Origin of the sequence: Streptomyces sp. NEAU-YJ-81 (assembly GCF_017592595.1) — a bacterium.
In the GTDB taxonomy this organism is placed as follows: domain Bacteria; phylum Actinomycetota; class Actinomycetes; order Streptomycetales; family Streptomycetaceae; genus Streptomyces; species Streptomyces hygroscopicus_B.
In genome coordinates this window covers 96,751-115,463 of the sequence record NZ_JAGFNO010000028.1, presented here as the reverse complement: position 1 = coordinate 115,463, position 18,713 = coordinate 96,751, and the positions used below count along the sequence as shown (strand labels likewise).

Genomic DNA, 18,713 nt, shown 5'->3' with positions numbered 1-18,713 from the left:
GCGTGGTCCGCCGGACACCCCGTAGGGGTCAGAGCCCCGGTCTGCCCGAGGTGACCGCGTAGAAGGCGACCGCCGCCGCCGCGCCCACGTTGAGCGAGTCCACGCCGTGGGCCATCGGGATCCGGACCCACTCGTCCGCCGCCATCAGCGCCTGGGTGGAGAGCCCGTCGCCCTCCGCGCCCAGCATCAGCGCGACCCGCTCCAGGCGGTGCGGGGCCGCGTCGTCGATGGTGGTGGCCTTCTCGTCGGGGGTCAGGGCGAGGATCTTGAACCCGGCGTCCCGGACCGCCTCCAGCCCGCGCGGCCAGCTCTCCAGGCGGGCGTACGGCACGGAGAAGACGGCGCCCATGGAGACCTTGACCGAGCGCCGGTAGAGGGGGTCGGCGCAGTCCGGGGAGAGGAGCACGGCGTCCATGCCGAGGGCCGCCGCGCTGCGGAAGATGGCGCCGGTGTTGGTGTGGTCGTTGACGGACTCCATGATGGCGACGCGCCGGGCGCCCTGGAGGACCGACTCCGCGTCCGGCAGCGGCTTGCGCTGCATGGAGGCGAGGGCGCCGCGGTGGACGTGGTAGCCGGTCACGCGTTCGGCCAGTTCGGGGCTGACGGCGTAGACGGGGGCGGGGACGTCCTCGATGACGTCCCGCATCACATCGACCCACTTGGACGACAGCAGCATCGAGCGCATCTCGTAGCCGGCGAGGCGGGCGCGCCGGATCACCTTCTCGCCTTCGGCGATGAACAGGCCCTCGGCCGGTTCCCGCTTGCGTCGCAGCTCCACATCGGTCAGACCCGTGTAGTCGCGCAGCCGCGGGTCGTCCGGATCATCGACGGTGATGAGATCAGCCACTTAAGTGATACTGCCTTGTCCTGGATGCGGTGCCAATGAGCCCGACGCGAATAAGTTACCGGCGGTTACGTCCGCTTACGTCAGCGGTGGTCACGGGACGAGAGGGCGACCACATCACCGATCACCACGACCGCCGGGGGCCGTACGCCCTCGGCCGCGACCTTCTCCCCGACGGTGGCGAGGGTCGCGTCCACCCGGCGCTGGGCCGGGGTGGTGCCCTCCTGGACCACGGCGACGGGGGTGTCGGAGGCCCGGCCGTGGGCGACGAGGGTCGCGGCGATGGCGCCGATCTTCTCCACGGCCATGAGCAGCACCAGCGTGCCGCGCAGCCGGGCCAGCGCCGCCCAGTCCACCAGGGAGCTGGGGTCGTCGGGCGCGACATGGCCGCTGACCACCGTGAACTCATGCGCGACTCCCCGGTGGGTCACCGGGATCCCGGCCGCACCCGGGACGCTGATGGAGCTGGAGATGCCGGGGACGACGGTGCACGGGATACCGGCCTCGGCGAGCGCCTCCGCCTCCTCCATGCCGCGCCCGAAGACGAAGGGGTCGCCGCCCTTGAGGCGGACGACCGACTTGCCCGCCTTGGCGTGCTCGATCAGCGCGTTGTTGATCGCCTCCTGGGCCATGAAACGGCCGTACGGGATCTTCGCCGCATCGATCACCTCGACATGCGGCGGGAGTTCATCGAGCAGATCGCGCGGGCCGAGCCGGTCGGCCACCACCACGTCCGCCTCGGCGAGGAGGCGGCGGCCGCGCACGGTGATCAGGTCCGGATCGCCCGGCCCGCCGCCCACCAGCGCCACCCGCGGGCCGCAAGTGCGGTGGCGGGGCGCGGTGAGGGTGCCGTCGCGCAGCCCCTCCACCACAGCGTCCCGGACGGCGGCGGAGCGGCGCGGGTCCTGTCCGGTGAGCACGGCGACGGTGACGCCCTCGCTCCGCCCGGTGGCCGGGGTCCAGGCGGAGGCGGCCTCGGCGTCGTCGCTGCGGACGCACCAGATGCGGCGCGCCTCGGCCTCGGCGGACGCGGTGGCGTTGGCCTCCGGGTCGTCCGTGGTGATCAGGACGTACCAGGCGCCCTCGAAGTCGCCCTCCTGGTAGCGGCGGCGCTCCCAGCGCACCTCCCCCGCCTCGGCCATGGCCTCGACGGAGGCGGTGGCGGACGGGGAGATCAGCAGGATGTCCGCACCGGCCGCGATCAGCGCGGGCAGCCGGCGCTGGGCGACCTGCCCCGCCCCGAGGACGACCACACACCGCCCGGAAAGGCGCAGTCCGACGGGGTATGCGAAGTGTTCGGACATGGCGGTGCGGCTCTCCTCGTGCGAATGCGCGGCCGCTGCGGCGCTGGAGCGGCTGATCGACTGGGGCTTGATCGACTAGAGCTTGATCGACTCTGGGGCGGAGCCCCCGCCGACACCCTACGCGGCGGGGGCGCGCATCAGTTTTTCTCCGTGACCCCTGCGGAGTCGAACGTGGCCACCTCGTGCATCGCCCGTGCGGCGCTCTGCACCACCGGGAGGGCGAGCAGCGCCCCGGTGCCCTCGCCGAGCCGCAGATCCAGATCGACCAGGGGACGCAGACCCAGCTTGTTCAGGGCCGCCACATGGCCCGGCTCGGCGCTGCGGTGGCCCGCGATGCAGGCCGCCAGCACCTCGGGCGCGATGGCCCGGGCGACCAGCGCGGCGGCGCCCGCGCTCACCCCGTCCAGGATCACGGGCGTACGCAGCGAGGCGCCGCCCAGCAGCAGCCCGGTGATCGCGGCGTGCTCCAGGCCGCCGATCGCCGACAGGACGCCGATGGGGTCGGCCGGATCGGGCTGGTGCAGCTCGAGACCGCGCCGTACGACATCGATCTTGCGCGCGTGCATCTCGTCGTTGATGCCCGTGCCGCGCCCGGTCACCTCGGCCGGGTCGGCGCCGGTGTAGATGGAGACCAGGGCGGCCGACACGGTGGTGTTGGCGATCCCCATCTCTCCGGTGAGCAGCGCCTTGTTCCCGGCGGCCACCAGATCGCGGGCCGTCTCGATGCCCACCTCGATGGCGCGCAGCACCTCCTCGCGGGTGAGCGCGGGGCCGACGGTGAAGTCTCCGGTGCCCGCCCGCACCTTGCGCGGCAGCAGCCCGGGGGTACTGGGCAGCTCGCTCGCCACCCCGACGTCCACGACGCACACCTCGGCACCCACCTGGGCGGCGAAGGCGTTGCAGACCGCGCCGCCGCCCAGGAAGTTGGCCACCATCTGGCTGGTGACCTCCTGTGGCCAGGCGGTGACGCCCTGGGCGTGCACCCCGTGGTCGCCCGCGAAGATGGCGACGGCCGCGGGCTCCGGGATCGGCGGCGGGCACTGCCGGGACAGCCCGCTCAGCTGGGCGGAGATGATCTCCAGCATGCCGAGCGCACCCGACGGCTTGGTCATCCGCTTCTGCCGCTCCCACGCCTCGCCGAGCGCCTTGGCGTCCAGCGGGCGGATGCCCCGCAGGGTCTCCTGGAGCAGGTTGTGCGGATCGCCGCCGGGCAGCGTGCGGCGGCCGTACGTCTCCTCGTGGACGACCCAGGACAGCGGGCGGCGCTTGGACCACCCGGCCTTCATCAGCTCCGGCTCCTGCGGGAACTCGTCGACGTACCCGACGCACAGATACGCCACGATCTCCAGATGGTCGGGCAGCCCGAGCTCCCGCACCATCTCGCGCTCGTCGAAGAAGCTGACCCAGCCGACGCCGAGGCCCTCGGCGCGGGCGGCGAGCCACAGGTTCTCCACCGCGAGCGCGGAGGAGTACGGCGCCATCTGCGGCTGGGTGTGCCGGCCGAGGGTGTGGCGGCCACCGCGGGTGGGGTCGGCGGTGACGACGATGTTGACCGGGGTCTCGAGGATGGCCTCGATCTTCAGTTCCTTGAACTGCTTGGCCCGGCCCTTGGGGAGGGACTTGGCGTACGCGTCCCGCTGGCGCATGGCCAGCTCATGCATGGCGCGCCGGGTCTCCGCCGAGCGGATGACGACGAAGTCCCACGGCTGGGAGTGCCCGACGCTGGGCGCGGTGTGCGCCGCTTCGAGGACGCGCAGCAGCACCTCGTGCGGGATGGGGTCGGACCGGAAGCCGTTACGGATGTCCCGGCGCTCGCGCATCACGCGGTGGACGGCGGCGCGCTCGGCCTCGTCATACCCCTCGGCGCGGGGGCCGATGGGGATCGGCTCGGGCTCGGTTTCGGCGTCGGTCTCGGGCTCCGGTGTGGATTCCTGGGCCTCGTCCGCTACGGGCTCGGTGGCCATGTCGGGATCCGTTTGGGGCTCGGGCGCCGGCTCGGAGGCGGTCGCCTCGAGTTCGGCGGCTTCCGGGTCTGTGGGCTCCGGTTCGGCGGTCCCGGCCTCGGGCTCGGGGGCTGCGGTCGCGCCGGCCTCGGGCTCGGCGGCTGCGGGCTCGGCGGCTTCCGGGCTATCGGCCTCAGCGGTACCGGTCTGCGGCTCCGTGGCTTCCTGCTCGGTGGCCTGCGGCTCGATGGCTTCGGCTTCGGCCTCGGGTGCCGTTTCGGGCGTCGTGGCCTCGGGCTCGGTGGGCTGGGCCTCCGCCTCTGCCTCAGCCTCGGGCTCGGTGGCTTCGGCTCCGGCCTCCGGCGCTGCCTCGGCCGCCGCTTCCGCGTCCGGCTCGGCGGGCGCCGCCTCGGCCTCGGCGGTCTCGGGTGCCTCCGCCTCAGTGGCTTCGCTCTCGGTGGCCTCAGCCGCCGGGGTGTCCGCCGCTTCGGCCTCGGGAGCCTGCTCCACCGGGGACTGCTCCGCTGCCTCGGCCACGGTCTCCGTCTCGGCGATCGGCTCGGGCTCCGGCTCGGCCGCCGCCTGCTCAGGCGTCTCGGCGGGCTCCTCCGACGCCGCTGCCTCCGCCTCCGGTACGACCTCCGCTTCGGCCTCGGCCTCCGGCTCGACGGGCGCCTCCTGCTGAGGCGTCTCGGCAGCGGCCGGCTCCTCAGCGGCTGCCTCCTCAGGCTGAGGCGGCTCGTCGGCCACTTCGCCCACTTCGCCCACTTCGGCCACTTCGGCCACTTCGGCCACTTCGGCCACTTCGGCCACTTCGGCCACTATCGAGAGTGCCGGGTCCACCGCGGCCTGCTCCACCGTTTCGGCGGGCTGATCCGGGAGTTCCTCGACGGCGGGGGCGTACGGCTCCTCGGCCGTGACCGGCTCATGGGCCAGCTGCGCCGGGATCTCCGGTACGGCCTCCGCGACCGGGGCGGGGGCGGGCTGGGCCTCGGGCTGTTCGGTGACGGGCTCGGTCTGGGCCTGGGCCGGGATGTCGAGGACCTGCTCCTCGGCCACGGCGGCCTCTGGGGCGGGCTCCATGACGGGCTCCCCGGCCTGGGCCGGGATCGTCGCGCCCATCTGGTGCGGGTCCGCGACCGCCGGGTCCCCGTACGTCTGGTCCATCGTGACCGGCTGCGCCTCCGGCGCCATCGCCTCGGGCTGGGCGAACTGCTGAAGAGCGGGCTCCGCTTCGGGCCCCTCCACGACCGGAGGCTCCTCGGCCGTACCGGCCATCTCCGCGGGAGCGGGCGCGGGCGCAGCGGCCTGCGCGGCCTGCTGCGCAGGCGGCGTGGAGTCCCAGGCGTCCCCCGGCTGCGGGGCGTCGACCATCTGCGGGAGGTCCGCGAGCTGGGGCCCGGGGAGCCGACTCAGGTCGTCGGGCTGCGGGGTGAAGTACTGCGGCCCGGCGGCGTACTGGGGTGCGGTGGAGTAGTCGGCCGCCAGAGGCTGCTCAAGCTTGACCGGCTGCTCGGGAACGACGAACTGCTCAGGCGCGGCAAGCTGCTCAGGCGTGGCGAACTGCTGCTCGGCCTCGGCAAACTGCTCAGGAGCGGCAAACTGCTGCTCGGCCTCGGCGAACTGCTCGGGCTCCGCGAACTGCTGCTCGGGCCCGGCAAAGTGCTCGGGCCCGGCGAACTGCTGCTCCGCCATCCCGCTCTGCTCAGGCCCGGGAACGCCCTGCTGCGGCCCCGGCCCGTACTCGGGCTGGGCCCCGACCTGATGCGGCACCTGCGGATGTGGCTCCGGTACGGCCTGCGGCTCGGGCTCCGGCTGGCGTACGGGCGCGGCGTGCCGGCCCGCGGCCGGGCCCCGGTCGGCGAGCGAACGCACCACGCCGTTGGAGCTGTCGGGCACCGGCGGGCCCATGTGGAGCGGTCGCCGGGCGGGGGCGGCGGGCGCCGCGTACGCGGCCTGGGCGGGGGCCGACTGCGGTAGGGGCTGCTCCGCCACGGGCTGCGGCTCGGGCATCTGGGTCTCGGCGTACGCGGCGGCGCCGGGGTCGAGCACACCCGCCTCGTACGCCCCGGTCTGGTACTGGGCCTGCTGCTCGCTCCAGGCGCCCTGGGCGCCCGGCATCAGCAGCAGATCGTCCTCCTCGCCGACGTGTTCGGGCCCGTCGAGGAAGGTGTAGGCGGCGCCGGGAGGGACACCGGGATGCGGCTGCTCGATGTAACCGGCGTCGGCAGGCGGGGCATGGACATCCGCCGGGTGCGGATGTCCGAGTCGTCCGCCTGCGTTCTCCGGCAGTCCCTCTCCCGGGACCTGGCCGGTGTCGGTCATGCGTACCCCTCGCCCATCGTTAGTGCTCCTTCCAACCGCCTACCGCCGAGAGCAAGCCCCCTGAGCAAGAACGAGCATGCGCCGTGCGCGGCACGTAGACACGCCCGAGGCTTGCCTACCGCCACCCCTTCAAGGAAGGGGCGTTTTCCGGCCTTTGGCCAATAAAGCGCCGAACGCCGGGCAGCGGTACAGGCAGTACAACGATCCGCCAGCCTACCCCGCGCGGTGCCCGGGGCAGGTCACCGGGGCGAAGCTCGGGGCGAACGTCACAAGGACAAAATCACTGGTGCGGGCGGTGGCCGCAGAGCATGAAGGCGACCGCGCGCTCCCGTTCGGTCCAGCCCCGCGTGTCCAATTCGACGGACTGCAGCAGCACGCATTCGACGGCGTAGCCGCCGTCCTCCAGCGCCTGGCCGATGGCCTCCGCCTCGTCGCGAGTCGCGGCGTGGGTGACGATGCGCTCGGGGCGGCGCGCGGCGCACGCGGCGACGACGGACGCGCCCCCTCCGCCGATCCGTACCACGTCCGGTTCCGGCAGGTCCTCCAGCACCTCGGGGGCGACGCCCTGGACGACCTGGAGCTGTACGCCGAAGCGGCGGGCCAGGGTGTCGGTGCGCTCGCAGGCGTCCGGGTCGCGGTCGACGGTGATGACGGCGGCGCCGAACCCGGCGGTCTCGACGGCCGCCGCGCCGCTGCCCGCTCCGATGTCCCAGACCAGGTCGCCCAGGCGGGGGCCGATGCGGGCGAGTTGGAGGGCGCGCAGCTGCGGGGACTCGCTCTCGCCCAGCACGGTCCCGTACGCGGGGCCGGGCAGCGCCCAGCCGCGGACGGCGCCCGGGTAGCCGGGGTCGCGTCCGGCGATCCAGCCGCCGCTCTGCAGCGCGCCACGGGCGGCACCGGCCGCCGGGCCGCCGCGGACGGGAGTTATGCCGGAGCCGCCGATGACGATGACTACGTTGGGGTCGCGCCAGGCGTGGTCGGCGGCCTTGTCGGAGGTCAGGACGGTGACCTGCTCGCGTTCGGTGCCCAGCGCCTCGCAGATGACGAAGGTGCGGTGCACGGGGCCGAGCAGCAGTGCGAGTTCGGCGGGGCCGGCGCCGGGCGAGGTGAGGACGGCGACCTTGGTGTGGGCGCGGCAGACGTTGACCGCCCGGCGCAGATCGCGGCTGTGGGCGACGACGACCTGGGCGTCGTCCCAGGGCATCCCGGCCCGGGCGAAGGCGGCGGCGACGGCGGAGACGGCGGGGACGACCTCGACCTCGAGTCCGTGCTCGGGGGCGCGCAGGGCGCGGACGACGCCGAAGAAGCCGGGGTCACCGTCGGCCAGGACCACGGCGGAGCCGCGGTGCTGGGCGATCCTGCGGGCCGCGAGGTCCACGCTGCCGAGCCGGATCCGTTCGGCACCGGGCGGGACTTCGGGCAGCGCCAGGTGGTGGGCGGCGCCGGCCACGAGGGTGGCCGCCGCGAGGGCGGAGCGGGCCGCGTCCGTGAGCGGGGTGCCGTCCCAACCGATCACCGTGACGCGGTCGGCCATCGTCCTTGTTCTCCCCTATGTGTGGCGGGTCGGGTCTGTCGGTGCGTCGCGGTGGGCCGTGTGCGTCGCGTGGTGTGCCTGTGAGGGTTCACGGGCGGGTCGCGGCCGGTGCGCCGCGGGTGCGCGGGGCGCGGTCCCGGATGCGGCCAAGGCGCGGGTGTTCGGCGCGGACGAAGAGTACCCCGGCTGGTCCGGACCGCCGGAGCGGGGGCGGGCGCGGGGGTGGTGCACCGGGGGCGCGGACGGCGCGAATGCGCCGGATCTCCGCCCCGGGCGGGGCGCGGTGGGGCGTCAGCCCCAGTCGGAGTAGGTGGGATAGACGCCGAAGCCCTCAGGTCCGGAGATCCGGTCGGGGGTGCCGTCGAGATCCTCGGCGAGCAGACTCCAGACGATGAGGTCGGTGCGCATATCGGTCCAGCCGCCGTCCTCCGTCTGGGTCCGGGCTATCCAGGCGTTGCGCAACACACCCTCGCTGATACAGCCGACCTTCTGGGCGACCTGCTGGGCGGCGGTGTTGCCGGCGGCGGTGCGCAGCTCCAGGCGCTCGAACTTCTGGTCCTGGAACAGCCAGCGGGCCACGGCCAGCACGGCCTCCGAGGCATAGCCCTCACCGCGCGCCCAGGGGGCGACGATATAGCTGGCCTCGGTGGCCAGCAATCTCCAGTCGGTATGGCTCAGATGCACGATGCCGACCAGCCGCTGGGTGAGGAATTCGGCGACCGCGAAGACGATTCCCCGGCCGGTGGTCCGTTCCGCCGGGGCGAGCCGCAGCGCCTGGTCGCGGGCGTCGGCGGGGCTGTACGGATTGGGCGCCCGGGTCCAGGCGATGATGTGTTCGTCGTTCATCATGTCCGCGAGCGCGGGTATGTCCGCTTCCTCGAACGGGCGCAGCACCAGCCGTTCCGTGCTGATGGAGATGTCCGGGAAGGTGGGTGTCATGCGCCGCTCCGTAACCGGGTCGTTTCAGGGCCGTAGAGAGGCCCAGCATGCAGCATCACGCAGGGAGAATGCAGCACGGGGGGTGAATCGGAAGGCCCCGCATCCGGTTGTGGTCCGGATGCGGAGCCCTGGGGATCCGCTGGTGGGCGGGAAGGTTGGCGCGATCGTTGCGGTGGTGTCGCGGTGGTGTGGCGGCGCGCCGCGAAATCAGAAGGACGCCAGCACGGAGCCCTGGTACTGGTCCTTGATGTACTTCTTCACCTCGGGGGAGGTGAGGAGCTTGGCCAGCTTCTTGACGCGCGGGTCGTCCTCGTTGCCCTTCTTCACGGCCAGGAAGTTGGCGTACGGGTTGTTCTTGGGCGATTCGAGGAGGATGGCGTCCTTGGCGGGCTTGAGGTGCGCCTCGATGGCGTAGTTGCCGTTGACGACCGCGGCGTCCACGTCGTCGAGCGACCGCGGCAGCTGGGCGGCCTCCAGTTCCTTGAACTTCAGGCCCTTGGGGTTGGTGACGATGTCCTTGGGGGTGGCCTCGTTGCCGACGCCGCTCTTGAGCTTGATGACCCCATTGGCGTCCAGCAGCTTCAGCGCGCGGGCCTCGTTGACCGTGTCGCTCGGGACGGCCACGGTGGCGCCCTTCTTGAGCTCGCCGGCCTTCTTCACCTTGTGCGAGTAGAGGCCGAGCGGCTCGAGGTGCACGGTGACGACGGGCACGATGTCGGTGCCCTTCTTCTTGTTGAAGTCGTCCAGGAACGGCTGGTTCTGGAAGTAGTTGGCGCCGACCGAGCCGTCCTGGGTGGAGAGGTTCGGCGTGTTGTAGTCGGTGAACTCCTTGACCTCGAGCTTGAGGCCCGCCTTGTCGGCCAGGTGGTCCTTGACGTAGTTGAGTATCTCCGCGTGCGGGACCGGGCTCGCGGCGACGACCAGCGCGCCGTTCTTGTCGTCGGAGGACGAGGGGCTGCAGGCGGCGGCGCCGAGGGCGAGCGCGCCGGCGGCGAGGACGGTGGTGACGGTCTTGGTGGTGTTACGCACGAAAAGTGCCTTTCTTCGAGGGCGCGCGAATCCGCCGCGGGTGCGGAAGCGGAATGACGGGCGGGTGGTACGGGGGGACGCGGATACAGGGAGTGGCTGGGGGCTCAGGGGACCTTGGTCGGCTCCACGGACTCGATCTCGGCGGGCGCGGCCTGCCGCTCCGGGGCCGGAGCGGGCTTCCCGGCCCGGGACGCGCCGCCGCGCAGCAGCACCAGCCGCGGGGCGACCGAGGAGCGGCCGCGGTGCGACAGGCCGCGGGCGGCGAGATCGCCCGCGAACTGGATGACGGAGATGACCACCGCGAGGATGGCGACGGTGATCCACATCAGCTTGGTCTCGAACCGCAGATAGCCGTAGCGGACCGCCAGGTCACCGAGGCCACCGGCGCCGACCGTGCCGGCCATCGCGGAGTAGCCGATGAGCGCGACGATCGTGGTGGTCGCGCTGGAGATCAGCGCGGGCAGCGACTCGGGCAGCAGCACCTTGCGGACGACGGTCCAGGTGGAGCCGCCCATCGACTGCACGGCCTCGACCAGCCCGCCGTCCACCTCGCGCACCGAGGTCTCCACGAGCCGGGCGTAGAAGGGGATGGCGCCAATCGCCAGGGGCACGATCGCGGCCTCGGGGCCGATGGTGGTGCCCACGATCGCGCGGGTGAAGGAGATCAGGGCGACCATCAGGATGATGAACGGCATCGAGCGGGCGACGTTGACGATCTGCCCGACGACCTTGTTCACCACGACGTTCCGCAGCACTCCGCCGCGGTCGGTCAGGACCAGCAGCACACCGAGCGGCAGTCCGCCGACGACGGCGATCACCGCCGACCAGCCGACCATGTAGAGGGTGTCCCAACAGGCCTGCTCCAGCAGGGGCTCCATCTCGGACCAGGTCACTTGGCGCCCTCCTTGAGCAGCGGGGTCGGGTTCGCACGCGGGCCGTCGGCGATGGCCGCCACATCGACCTGCAGGCCCTGCTCCCGCAGGAAGCCGATCGGGACGACGTTCTCCTCGAACCGGCCGGGCAGCTCGATCCGCATCCGGCCGACCTGGTGGCCGCCGACGGTGTCCATCGCGGCGCCCAGAATCGAGATGTCGATGTTGTACGTACGGGACAGCTGGGAGATGACCGGCTTGGTGGCCGCCTCGCCCTGGAAGGTGACGTCCACGACCGTACGGTCCTCGCCCGAGGGCACCCCGCCGACCGGGAAGAGCTCCTGGGCCAGTTCGGAGCCGGGCGTCGCCAGCAACTCGCTGACCTGGCCGGACTCCACGATCCGGCCGTCGCGCATCAGCGCGGCCGAATCGCAGATCGTCTTGACGACGTCCATCTCGTGCGTGATGAGCAGCACGGTCAGGCCGAGCTGCTCGTTGAGGTCGCGCAGCAGCCGGAGGATCGAGCGGGTGGTCTCGGGGTCGAGCGCGGAGGTCGCCTCGTCCGAGAGCAGCACCTTGGGGTCGCCGGCGAGCGCGCGGGCGATGCCGACGCGCTGCTTCTGGCCGCCGGAGAGCTGCGCGGGGTACGCCTTGGCCTTGTCGCTGAGGCCCACCAGTTCCAGCAGCTCCAGGGCCTTGCGGGTGCGCTCCTTGCCGGAGACGCCGAGGATCTCCAGGGGCAGCTCGACGTTGTCCCGCACGGTGCGCGAGGAGAGCAGGTTGAAGTGCTGGAACACCATGCCGATACGGCTGCGGGCCTGGCGCAGCGCGGAGCCGGCGCTCTGGCCGCGCCCGGCGAGTGCGGTCAGGTCCTGGCCGGCCACGGTGACCGTGCCGGAGGTGGGGCGCTCCAGGAGGTTGACGCAGCGGATGAGGGTGGACTTCCCGGCGCCGCTCTGGCCGACGACGCCGTACACCTCACCCTCGCGGACATGCAGATCGACGCCGTCGAGGGCGGTGACCTCGCGGCCTCGTGAGCGGTAGACCTTGGTCAGGTCCGTGGTGGTGATCACAGGGTTTCCGTCACTGTTGAGTGCACGGCGGTTGGTGCCGCCGGGCACGGCTCGTTCATTTCGGAACGCGGCAGGGGGGACCCGAGGGGATGCGCGATGTGTGGGCGCGTTTCGGGTTCCGGTGACGCGGGGCGGCGCGGCCCGGCGCGCTGGGCGCACGGGTGCGGCTCAGCCGGTCTCGCTTCGGGGCGCGAGGCTCAGGCAGGGGCCCTCAGCAGTCACACATTCGACACCGACAACGAGCACCGGGCGTGGGGTTCGCCTCGGTCGCAGGGATGCGGCAGCTCGTCGTGGTCATGGCTGCAAGTAAAGCAGACACGCGTACGAACCCATCAAGCATGTCCGTATAGCGGACGCTCTTGACCGGTCCGTGGACGGTGGGAGGGGGTCGCCGGGGTCCGGTTCAGACCCGGCAGGTGATCTCCACTCCCCCGTCGAGGAGCCGTGCGGACACGGCCGACAGGTCCTCGACCACGATGTCGGCGACCAGCTCCTCGCGGGCGGTCGTTGTGGTCAATGCCACGGTCCGCATCCCGGCCGCGCGGCCCGCCGTGAGCCCGGCCGGGGCGTCCTCGAAGACCACACAGCGTGCCGGGTCGACTCCGAGCCGCTCGGCCGCCAGCAGGAACGGCTCGGGGTCGGGCTTGCCGCGGGTGATGTCGTCGGAGGTGATCAGCGTTCCGGGGCGTATCGCCACCTCGGCCAGGCGGGCCTCGGCCAGCGGACGGTTGGCGGAGGTGACCACGGCCCAGCGCGCGGCGGGCAGCCCCGCCAGCAGTTCGGCGGTGCCGGGGAGCAGCTTCACCCCGCCCGGTACATCCTCCAGCTCCAGCTCGTCGATGCGCGCCCGGGCCCGCGGGGCGCGGTCGGCGGGGAGCAGATCGGCGATGATGTCGTCCGCCGGGCGGCCGTGCAGCTCGACCGCCGCGAAGTCCTCCGCCGGAATCCCCTGCTCCTCGGCCCAGCGGGTCCAGCAGCGATGCACCGAGTCCAGGGAGGAGACGAGGGTTCCGTCGTTGTCGAACAACAGCGCGTCAGCGGAGATCTTCATGAGCCGCAGCGTACGTGGGGGTCGCGGACGCCCTCCGGCGCGGGGCCGAGCGCAGCACGGCCGGGCGGGCCGATTACCCTCGTCCCATGCTTGTCACTCCCTGTGTGCGCCGCCCTCGGGTGCGCCGCCGCACCGCGCGGAGGTCCCGTTGATCGACGCGCTGACGGTCGCGCTCGGTGTGACCGCGCTCCTCCTCGCCGCGTGGTGCGGCTTCGCCGCCTACCGGGACCAGCCGACCAAGGACTGGCACTTCATCGGCATGGCCGTGGTGGCGCTGCTGGCGATCGTGCAGCTGGTCATAGGAGTGGTGCGGCTGGCGGGCGGCGCCGACCCGCAGCAGGGGGTGGCCATCTTCGTGGCCTATCTCATCGGCTCGGCGCTCGCGGTGCCGGTCGCGGCGTTCATGTCGCTCACGGAGCGGACCCGCTGGGGTTCGGCGACGGTCTCCGCGGCGGCCGTGGTGCTGGCCGTGCTCGAGGTGCGGCTGTACGACATCTGGGGAGGCGTCGGTGGCTGATTCACGGGAGACGCGGGAGACACGGGGAGCACGGGAGGCGTCGATGGCTGAGGACTCGGCGGCCGGGACGACGGCCGGGACGACGGAAACGGCCGCGCGCACCGGACTGGGGCAGGGCCCCGGGCGGCTGCTGGTGCTGCTCTACGGGGTCTTCACCGTGGCCGCCGCGTCCCGCTCGATCTACCAGCTGATCGCCCAGTACCAGGAGGCCCCGCTCGCCTACATCCTCTCGGCGGTCTCCGCCGTGGTGTACGCGTTCATCACGGTCTCGCTGGTGCGCGGCGGCGAGGGCGCGCGCAAGGCGGCGATGGTCTGCTGTGCGGCGGAGCTGGTGGGGGTGCTGACCGTGGGGACCTGGACCCTTGCCGACCCCTCTGCCTTCCCCGACCAGACGGTGTGGTCCGACTACGGGATGGGCTATCTGTTCATCCCGATCTTCCTGCCGGTCACGGGCCTGCTGTGGCTGCGCAAGGCCCGCCGGGACGCACCGGATACGGCGTCGCGGGCCTGACCGAGGCCGCGGGTCTGCCGGGGCTCCGCCCCTGAGCCCGGCCCCCGGTCGCCGGGCGGGCCGGCAGTCCAGCCCGCCCGGCAACCGGCCGCGTCAAGGCCGCGGCCTAAGCGCTGGCCGCGTACGCGGCGGCCGTGGCGTCCTTCTCCAGGGTCACCAGGCTCAGCCGGCGGTTGACCTCCTCGGTGCCCACCTGGGCGTAGCCGTAGCGGCGGTACAGCCGCAGATTGCCCTCGCTGCGGTGGCCGGTGAACAGGCGGTACCGCTTGGCGGCCCGGTCCTCGGTCAGCCGCCCCTCGATGGCCGCGAGCAGCCGTCCGCCCAGGCCGTGCCGCTGCATCCGCGGGTGGACGATCAGCTTGCCGATGGCGGCGGTCCCCTTGTCGTCGACGACTCCGCGGACCGAGCCGACGACCTCCGCGCCGAGCCGGGCGACGAGCACGCAGCCCCCGCTCAGTTCGGCGCGCAGGTCGTCGAGCGACTGCGTCAGCGGTTCGATCGAGTAGTCGCCGTAGAGCTCCGCCTCGCCCTGGTAGCACAGATATTGCAGCTTCAGGATCTGCTCGGCGTCGTCCGCGGTCGCCGCGGAGATGGTCACGCTCATGCCCATGTGCGCATGCCTCCCCTATTCTCAGTCCCCCGGCCGCGGTGAGGGTAGGAGTGCGACCGAGGGTTCATGGCCTGGGTGGAGGCGCCGCATGGTGGGCGTCCGCCTCCGAGGCGCCGGTTGTCTATCGCTCCTTTCCCCATGGTTCAGGAGCCGCAACCTCCGCCATGAGCATTCTGCGCAGGCAAGCCAGACATCGGGAACGTACCGGGCCCAGACTGCCCTGTGACATTCCCAACTGGTGCGCGATCTCGCGGTACGTGAGGTCGGAGCGGGAGAGCATCGCCGCGAGCAGCGCGGGGCAGCGGCCGGGCAGCCGCCGCACCGCAGCGCGCAGCGTCCGGCGGGTCTCCGCGGTCAGTACGGCGTGTTCGGCGGGGTGGGACTCGGGGCCGCTGAGCGGGCCGCCGGCCATCGGGTCGTACGGCACCTCACGGCGCGCCCGGCGCCTGGCCCCGCGCACCTCGGCCCGTACGGCGCAGCGCAGCCAGCGGGCGGGGTGGGGCGGCGGTCCGGTGTCCCGGGTGCGTTCCAGCAGCCGTAGCCAGACGGCCTGTTCGAGTTCGGCGGGCTCGACGCCGACGCCGTATGCCTCGGCCGCCGCTTCGGCGGCCAGCAGCGGGCCCAGTTGCTTCACAAGGTCCATGCCGGGCGGGACGAGGCCAGGTCGTGGGGTGGTTGCCGGGTGACCGTGGTCTCACCCGACCGGGGAAGCGGCGGGGCCGCGCCTTGACGCTCGCGCGGCCCCGCCGTCACCCCCTGCGTACGGACTCCGTGCGGACTACTTGCGGAAGTCCGCCGCCGCGAGAAGGGCAGTGTCCGCATTGTCGGAGAAGATGCCGTCAATTCCGGTCGCGAAGTATGCCTTGAACGCCCCGAAAGCGTCACCGTAGGCGTTGGGGTCGGTGCCGCGGCGGAAGTCGGCCGGGAGGAAGGTGTTCTCGTTGCGCATGGTGTACGGGTGCAGGATCAGCCCCGCCGCGTGCGCGTCCTTCACCACGCTGGTCGGCGTGCCCAGCTTGCCGTCCGGCGTCCGCGGGATGATGACCGACAGATCGGGGCCGATGCCCTGGGCGTAGCTCGCGATCCACTTGAGCCCCTCGGGCTTGACCAGGTCCGCGACCGTACGCGGGTCGTTCGCCTCGACGAAGTCCCAGGGCCGGCTGTCGACGGTGGACAGCAGCACGACGGACGGGGTGCCGACCAGCTTGCGCAGCCGCTGGATGCTGCTCGGCTCGAAGGACTGGAGGAACAGCGCCGCGTCCTTCTTGTGGCGGCCGTACCGGCGCAGCAGCTTGGCCAGCGGCTCCTCGAGGCCGAGGCCCAGCTTGCGGAAGTAGGTGGGGTGCTTGGTCTCCACGTACAACCACACGCGGCGACCGCGCTTGCGGCCCTCGCGCTCGGCCCACTGGAGCACCTCTTCGAAGGTGGGCACCTCCCAGCGGCCGTCGTAGAGGGTGTTGCGCTGACGGTTGCCCGGGATGCGCTCCTTGGCGCGCAGCGTCTTCAGCTCGGCGAGGGTGAAGTCCTCGGTGAACCAGCCGGTGAGCTTGGTGCCGTCGACCGTCTTGGTGGTCTTGCGGTCGGCGAACTCCGGGTGCGCGGAGACGTCCGTGGTGGCCGTGATGTCGTTCTCGTGGCGGCAGACCAGATGGCCGTCCTTGGTGGGGACCACGTCCTGCTCGACGATGTCCGCGCCCATGTCCAGGGCGAGCTGGTAGGAGCCGAGGGTGTGCTCGGGCCGGTAGCCGCTGGCGCCGCGGTGGCCGATCACGGTGGGAACCGGCAGCTCATGGCCCCGGCCGGACGTCCCCGCGGCAGCCGCCGCGCCCGGCGCCGACTGTGTGCCCGCGGCCGTCGCCGTGCCCGCACCGCTCAGCGCCACCGCTCCCGCACCGAGGGCCGCGGCCCCCAGAAGGGCGCGCCGTCCGGGCTGTTGCTCCCGCTCCATCTGCACTCCTTGATGTGGTGTTCAACACCTGTCAAATCCAGTCAGAAGATGGGCTGATGGTAGGCGTGGGCAGCTTTCGTACGGGAGACATCGGACGAAACACGGAGGGAACGCGGGTCAACACTGCGTACCAGGTGGGTGAACCTGGTGTGCGCCGGGGCGCAACCGGCGAGTATCGTCCTCATCGGCGCTCCGGTGCGGTACGAGGTTGACGGACCGTACAACGGTGCGCCCCAGACCTTGACCCCGACCGGAGGGCCCGTGTCCCGATTCGCGTTTCTGAAGGCAGTACTCGGTCCGCTGATGCGCCTGATGTTCCGCCCACGGGTCGAGGGGGCCGAGGGCATTCCGGGCTCGGGCCCGGTGATCCTCGCCGGAAACCATCTCACCTTCATCGACTCGATGATCCTGCCGCTGGTCTGTGACCGTCAGGTCTTCTTCATCGGCAAGGACGAGTACGTCACGGGCAAGGGCCTCAAGGGTCGGCTGATGGCCTGGTTCTTCACCGGCGTCGGCATGATCCCGGTGGACCGGGACGGCGGACGCGGCGGCGTCGCGGCGCTGATGACGGGGCGCCGGGTGCTGGAGGAGGGCCGGGTCTTCGGCATCTACCCCGAGGGCACCCGCTCCCCCGACGGCCGCCTCTACCGCGGCCGTACCGGCATCGCCCGCCTCGCGCTGATGACCGGCGCGCCCGTGGTGCCGTTCGCGATGATCGGAACCGACCGGATCCAGCCGGGCGGCAAGGGGCTGCCGCGGCCGGGCCGGGTGCAGGTCCGTTTCGGCGAGCCGCTGGAGTTCACCCGCTACGAGGGCATGGACCGCGACCGCTATGTGCTGCGGGCCGTGACCGACGAGGTGATGAGCCACGTGATGCGGCTGTCGGGTCAGGAGTACGTGGACATCTACGCCACGAAGGCGAAGGCGGCGGCCTGACGTTTCGGGCGAACCGCCGAGGCTCTGTCGAGCGGCGAGCGGCGAGCAGCACGGCCCGCACGTCGCGGGCCGTCAGCTCACCGCGGGTGACGGCCCGGCCTTTACGCCTTCGGGCGAGCCGCCGGCGCCGCACTTCCGGCGAAACCGCCGCCTCACGTTCGGCCCGGCCGCGGCCCCGCCCCGTTCTGGCGAGCCGCCCCCTACACGTCCGGGCGAATCCGCCGCCTCCGCTGCGGCGGAACCGCCGTCGCATGGCGTTCCGGCCAACCTGCCGGGCAGGGCGAGTTGTCGGCTCCGGTCGGCGTCGCCCGTCGGCATCGTGGCGGAAGATCAGATTCCGCTACCCGCTGGTCACCACCGGGCCCGGGCACTATGGTGCCGCGGGTGACCACAGTGACCGTGCCCTCCCCCGACTTCCTGACGCTGCGCGGTCGGCGATTCGCCCTGACCGATTTCGGCGGACCGGGCGACCCGGTGCTGGCCCTGCACGGCCACTTCGGCCGGGGCAGGATGTACGCGCCCCTGGCCGCCGCCCTCGCCCCGGAACGGCGGGTGATCGCCCTCGATCAGCGGGGGCACGGGCTGACCGGCGGCGGTGGCCCGTTCACGCTGGACGAGTACGTGGCCGACGCCGCCGCACTGCTGCGGGAGCTGCGTCTGGGCCCGGTCCCGGTCGTCGCCCACTCCACCGGCGCGGTCGGCGCGTACGCCCTGGCCGCCCGCCATCCGGACCTGGTGAGCGCGCTCGTCGTCGAGGACATCGGCGCGGTGACGGGCCGTCCGGTGGTCAGCCATCCGGTGCTCGACGTCTCGGGGTGGCCGACCTGGGCCGTGGACCGGGAGAAGCTGCGCTCCGACATCGAGTCCCGGGGCATTCCGGACGCCTCGTACTTCCTCGACAGCGCCGAACGGGACCCCCAAACGGGCGGCTGGCGGCTGCTGTTCGAGCCCAGCCATATGATGGCGTCCCAGCAGGCCATGTGCGGTGACTTCTGGGACGACTGGCTGGGCTCCTCCTGCCCCGCGCTGCTGATGCGCGGCGAGCACAGCTCGCTGCTGCCGCCGGGCCACGCCCACGAGATGGCCGCCCGCCGCCCCAACACGAGGCTCCGCGAATTCGCCGGGTGCGGTCACTGGATCCACGACGACGCGCCTCGGCCGTACGCCCGCGCGGTCCGTTCGTTCCTGAGCGCGGTGTAGGCGAGTCTCCCCCGTCCCCCGCACGCCCTTCGGGCGTGGCCTCAAACGCCGGCCGGGCTGGAAGCAGCCGACTCACC

General features: G+C 72.4%; 16 protein-coding genes. 4 read left to right on the top strand and 12 right to left on the bottom strand.

The genetic code is table 11. The features are described from left to right. Positions 1 to 28: 28 nt before the first annotated feature. From J5X86_RS39320 to J5X86_RS39280, 9 genes are all read right to left on the bottom strand, one after another. Positions 29 to 847 carry an RNA methyltransferase gene (locus J5X86_RS39320; protein WP_086711564.1) on the bottom strand — a complete coding sequence of 273 codons (819 nt, stop codon included), beginning with the start codon at positions 845 to 847 and terminating at the stop codon, positions 29 to 31. A gap of 80 nt (positions 848 to 927) precedes the next feature. Next, positions 928 to 2,148, bottom strand: a complete 1,221-nt coding sequence (gene cobA / locus J5X86_RS39315; RefSeq protein ID WP_208521437.1) for a uroporphyrinogen-III C-methyltransferase — start codon at positions 2,146 to 2,148, stop codon at positions 928 to 930. Positions 2,149 to 2,285: 137 nt separating this feature from the next. Next, on the bottom strand, positions 2,286 to 6,416 hold the full coding sequence (gene cobT, locus J5X86_RS39310) for a nicotinate-nucleotide--dimethylbenzimidazole phosphoribosyltransferase (protein WP_208521436.1): 4,131 nt from the start codon (positions 6,414 to 6,416) through the stop codon (positions 2,286 to 2,288). 280 nt (positions 6,417 to 6,696) lie between these two features. Further along, positions 6,697 to 7,950, bottom strand: a complete 1,254-nt coding sequence (cbiE, locus tag J5X86_RS39305; RefSeq protein ID WP_208521435.1) for a precorrin-6y C5,15-methyltransferase (decarboxylating) subunit CbiE — start codon at positions 7,948 to 7,950, stop codon at positions 6,697 to 6,699. Between the two features lie 291 nt (positions 7,951 to 8,241). Next, entirely contained in the window at positions 8,242 to 8,889 is a 648-nt protein-coding gene (locus J5X86_RS39300) for a GNAT family N-acetyltransferase (protein ID WP_208521434.1), read from the bottom strand. Positions 8,890 to 9,096: 207 nt separating this feature from the next. Further along, positions 9,097 to 9,918 (bottom strand): MetQ/NlpA family ABC transporter substrate-binding protein, encoded by an 822-nt coding sequence (locus tag J5X86_RS39295; protein WP_208521433.1) that lies wholly within the window; start codon positions 9,916 to 9,918, stop codon positions 9,097 to 9,099. 104 nt (positions 9,919 to 10,022) lie between these two features. Then, positions 10,023 to 10,811, bottom strand: a complete 789-nt coding sequence (locus tag J5X86_RS39290) for a methionine ABC transporter permease (protein ID WP_208521432.1) — start codon at positions 10,809 to 10,811, stop codon at positions 10,023 to 10,025. Then, the gene (locus tag J5X86_RS39285) at positions 10,808 to 11,863 is read right to left on the bottom strand and encodes a methionine ABC transporter ATP-binding protein (RefSeq protein WP_208521431.1); all 1,056 of its coding nucleotides are present in this window, start codon (positions 11,861 to 11,863) and stop codon (positions 10,808 to 10,810) included. Before J5X86_RS39285 ends, J5X86_RS39290 begins: the two co-directional genes overlap by 4 nt. Positions 11,864 to 12,266: 403 nt before the next feature. Next, positions 12,267 to 12,914 carry an HAD-IA family hydrolase gene (locus J5X86_RS39280; RefSeq protein ID WP_208521430.1) on the bottom strand — a complete coding sequence of 216 codons (648 nt, stop codon included), beginning with the start codon at positions 12,912 to 12,914 and terminating at the stop codon, positions 12,267 to 12,269. 148 nt (positions 12,915 to 13,062) lie between these two features. Here J5X86_RS39280 and J5X86_RS39275 point away from each other — a divergent pair, with 148 nt between their 5' ends. Further along, entirely contained in the window at positions 13,063 to 13,431 is a 369-nt protein-coding gene (locus J5X86_RS39275) for a hypothetical protein (protein WP_059147974.1), read from the top strand. 43 nt (positions 13,432 to 13,474) lie between these two features. Continuing rightward, on the top strand, positions 13,475 to 13,942 hold the full coding sequence (locus J5X86_RS39270; RefSeq protein WP_208521429.1) for a hypothetical protein: 468 nt from the start codon (positions 13,475 to 13,477) through the stop codon (positions 13,940 to 13,942). Positions 13,943 to 14,048: 106 nt separating this feature from the next. On the opposite strand, the gene J5X86_RS39265 is transcribed toward J5X86_RS39270, so the two are convergent. The 3 genes from J5X86_RS39265 to J5X86_RS39255 all read right to left on the bottom strand — a co-directional run bounded on the left by J5X86_RS39265 (position 14,049) and on the right by J5X86_RS39255 (position 16,500). Continuing rightward, the gene (locus J5X86_RS39265) at positions 14,049 to 14,552 is read right to left on the bottom strand and encodes a GNAT family N-acetyltransferase (RefSeq protein ID WP_078639926.1); all 504 of its coding nucleotides are present in this window, start codon (positions 14,550 to 14,552) and stop codon (positions 14,049 to 14,051) included. A gap of 121 nt (positions 14,553 to 14,673) precedes the next feature. Then, positions 14,674 to 15,195: a sigma-70 family RNA polymerase sigma factor gene (locus J5X86_RS39260; protein ID WP_208521428.1), complete on the bottom strand. Its 522-nt coding sequence runs from the start codon at positions 15,193 to 15,195 to the stop codon at positions 14,674 to 14,676. A gap of 135 nt (positions 15,196 to 15,330) precedes the next feature. Then, positions 15,331 to 16,500 carry a glycerophosphodiester phosphodiesterase gene (locus tag J5X86_RS39255; protein WP_208521427.1) on the bottom strand — a complete coding sequence of 390 codons (1,170 nt, stop codon included), beginning with the start codon at positions 16,498 to 16,500 and terminating at the stop codon, positions 15,331 to 15,333. 240 nt (positions 16,501 to 16,740) lie between these two features. Here J5X86_RS39255 and J5X86_RS39250 point away from each other — a divergent pair, with 240 nt between their 5' ends. Then, complete coding sequence (locus J5X86_RS39250; RefSeq protein WP_240450789.1) at positions 16,741 to 17,436, top strand: 1-acyl-sn-glycerol-3-phosphate acyltransferase; 696 nt, start codon at positions 16,741 to 16,743, stop codon at positions 17,434 to 17,436. A 372-nt stretch (positions 17,437 to 17,808) separates the two neighbouring features. After that, positions 17,809 to 18,636 (top strand): alpha/beta fold hydrolase, encoded by an 828-nt coding sequence (locus J5X86_RS39245; protein WP_208521426.1) that lies wholly within the window; start codon positions 17,809 to 17,811, stop codon positions 18,634 to 18,636. Positions 18,637 to 18,713 lie beyond the last annotated feature (77 nt).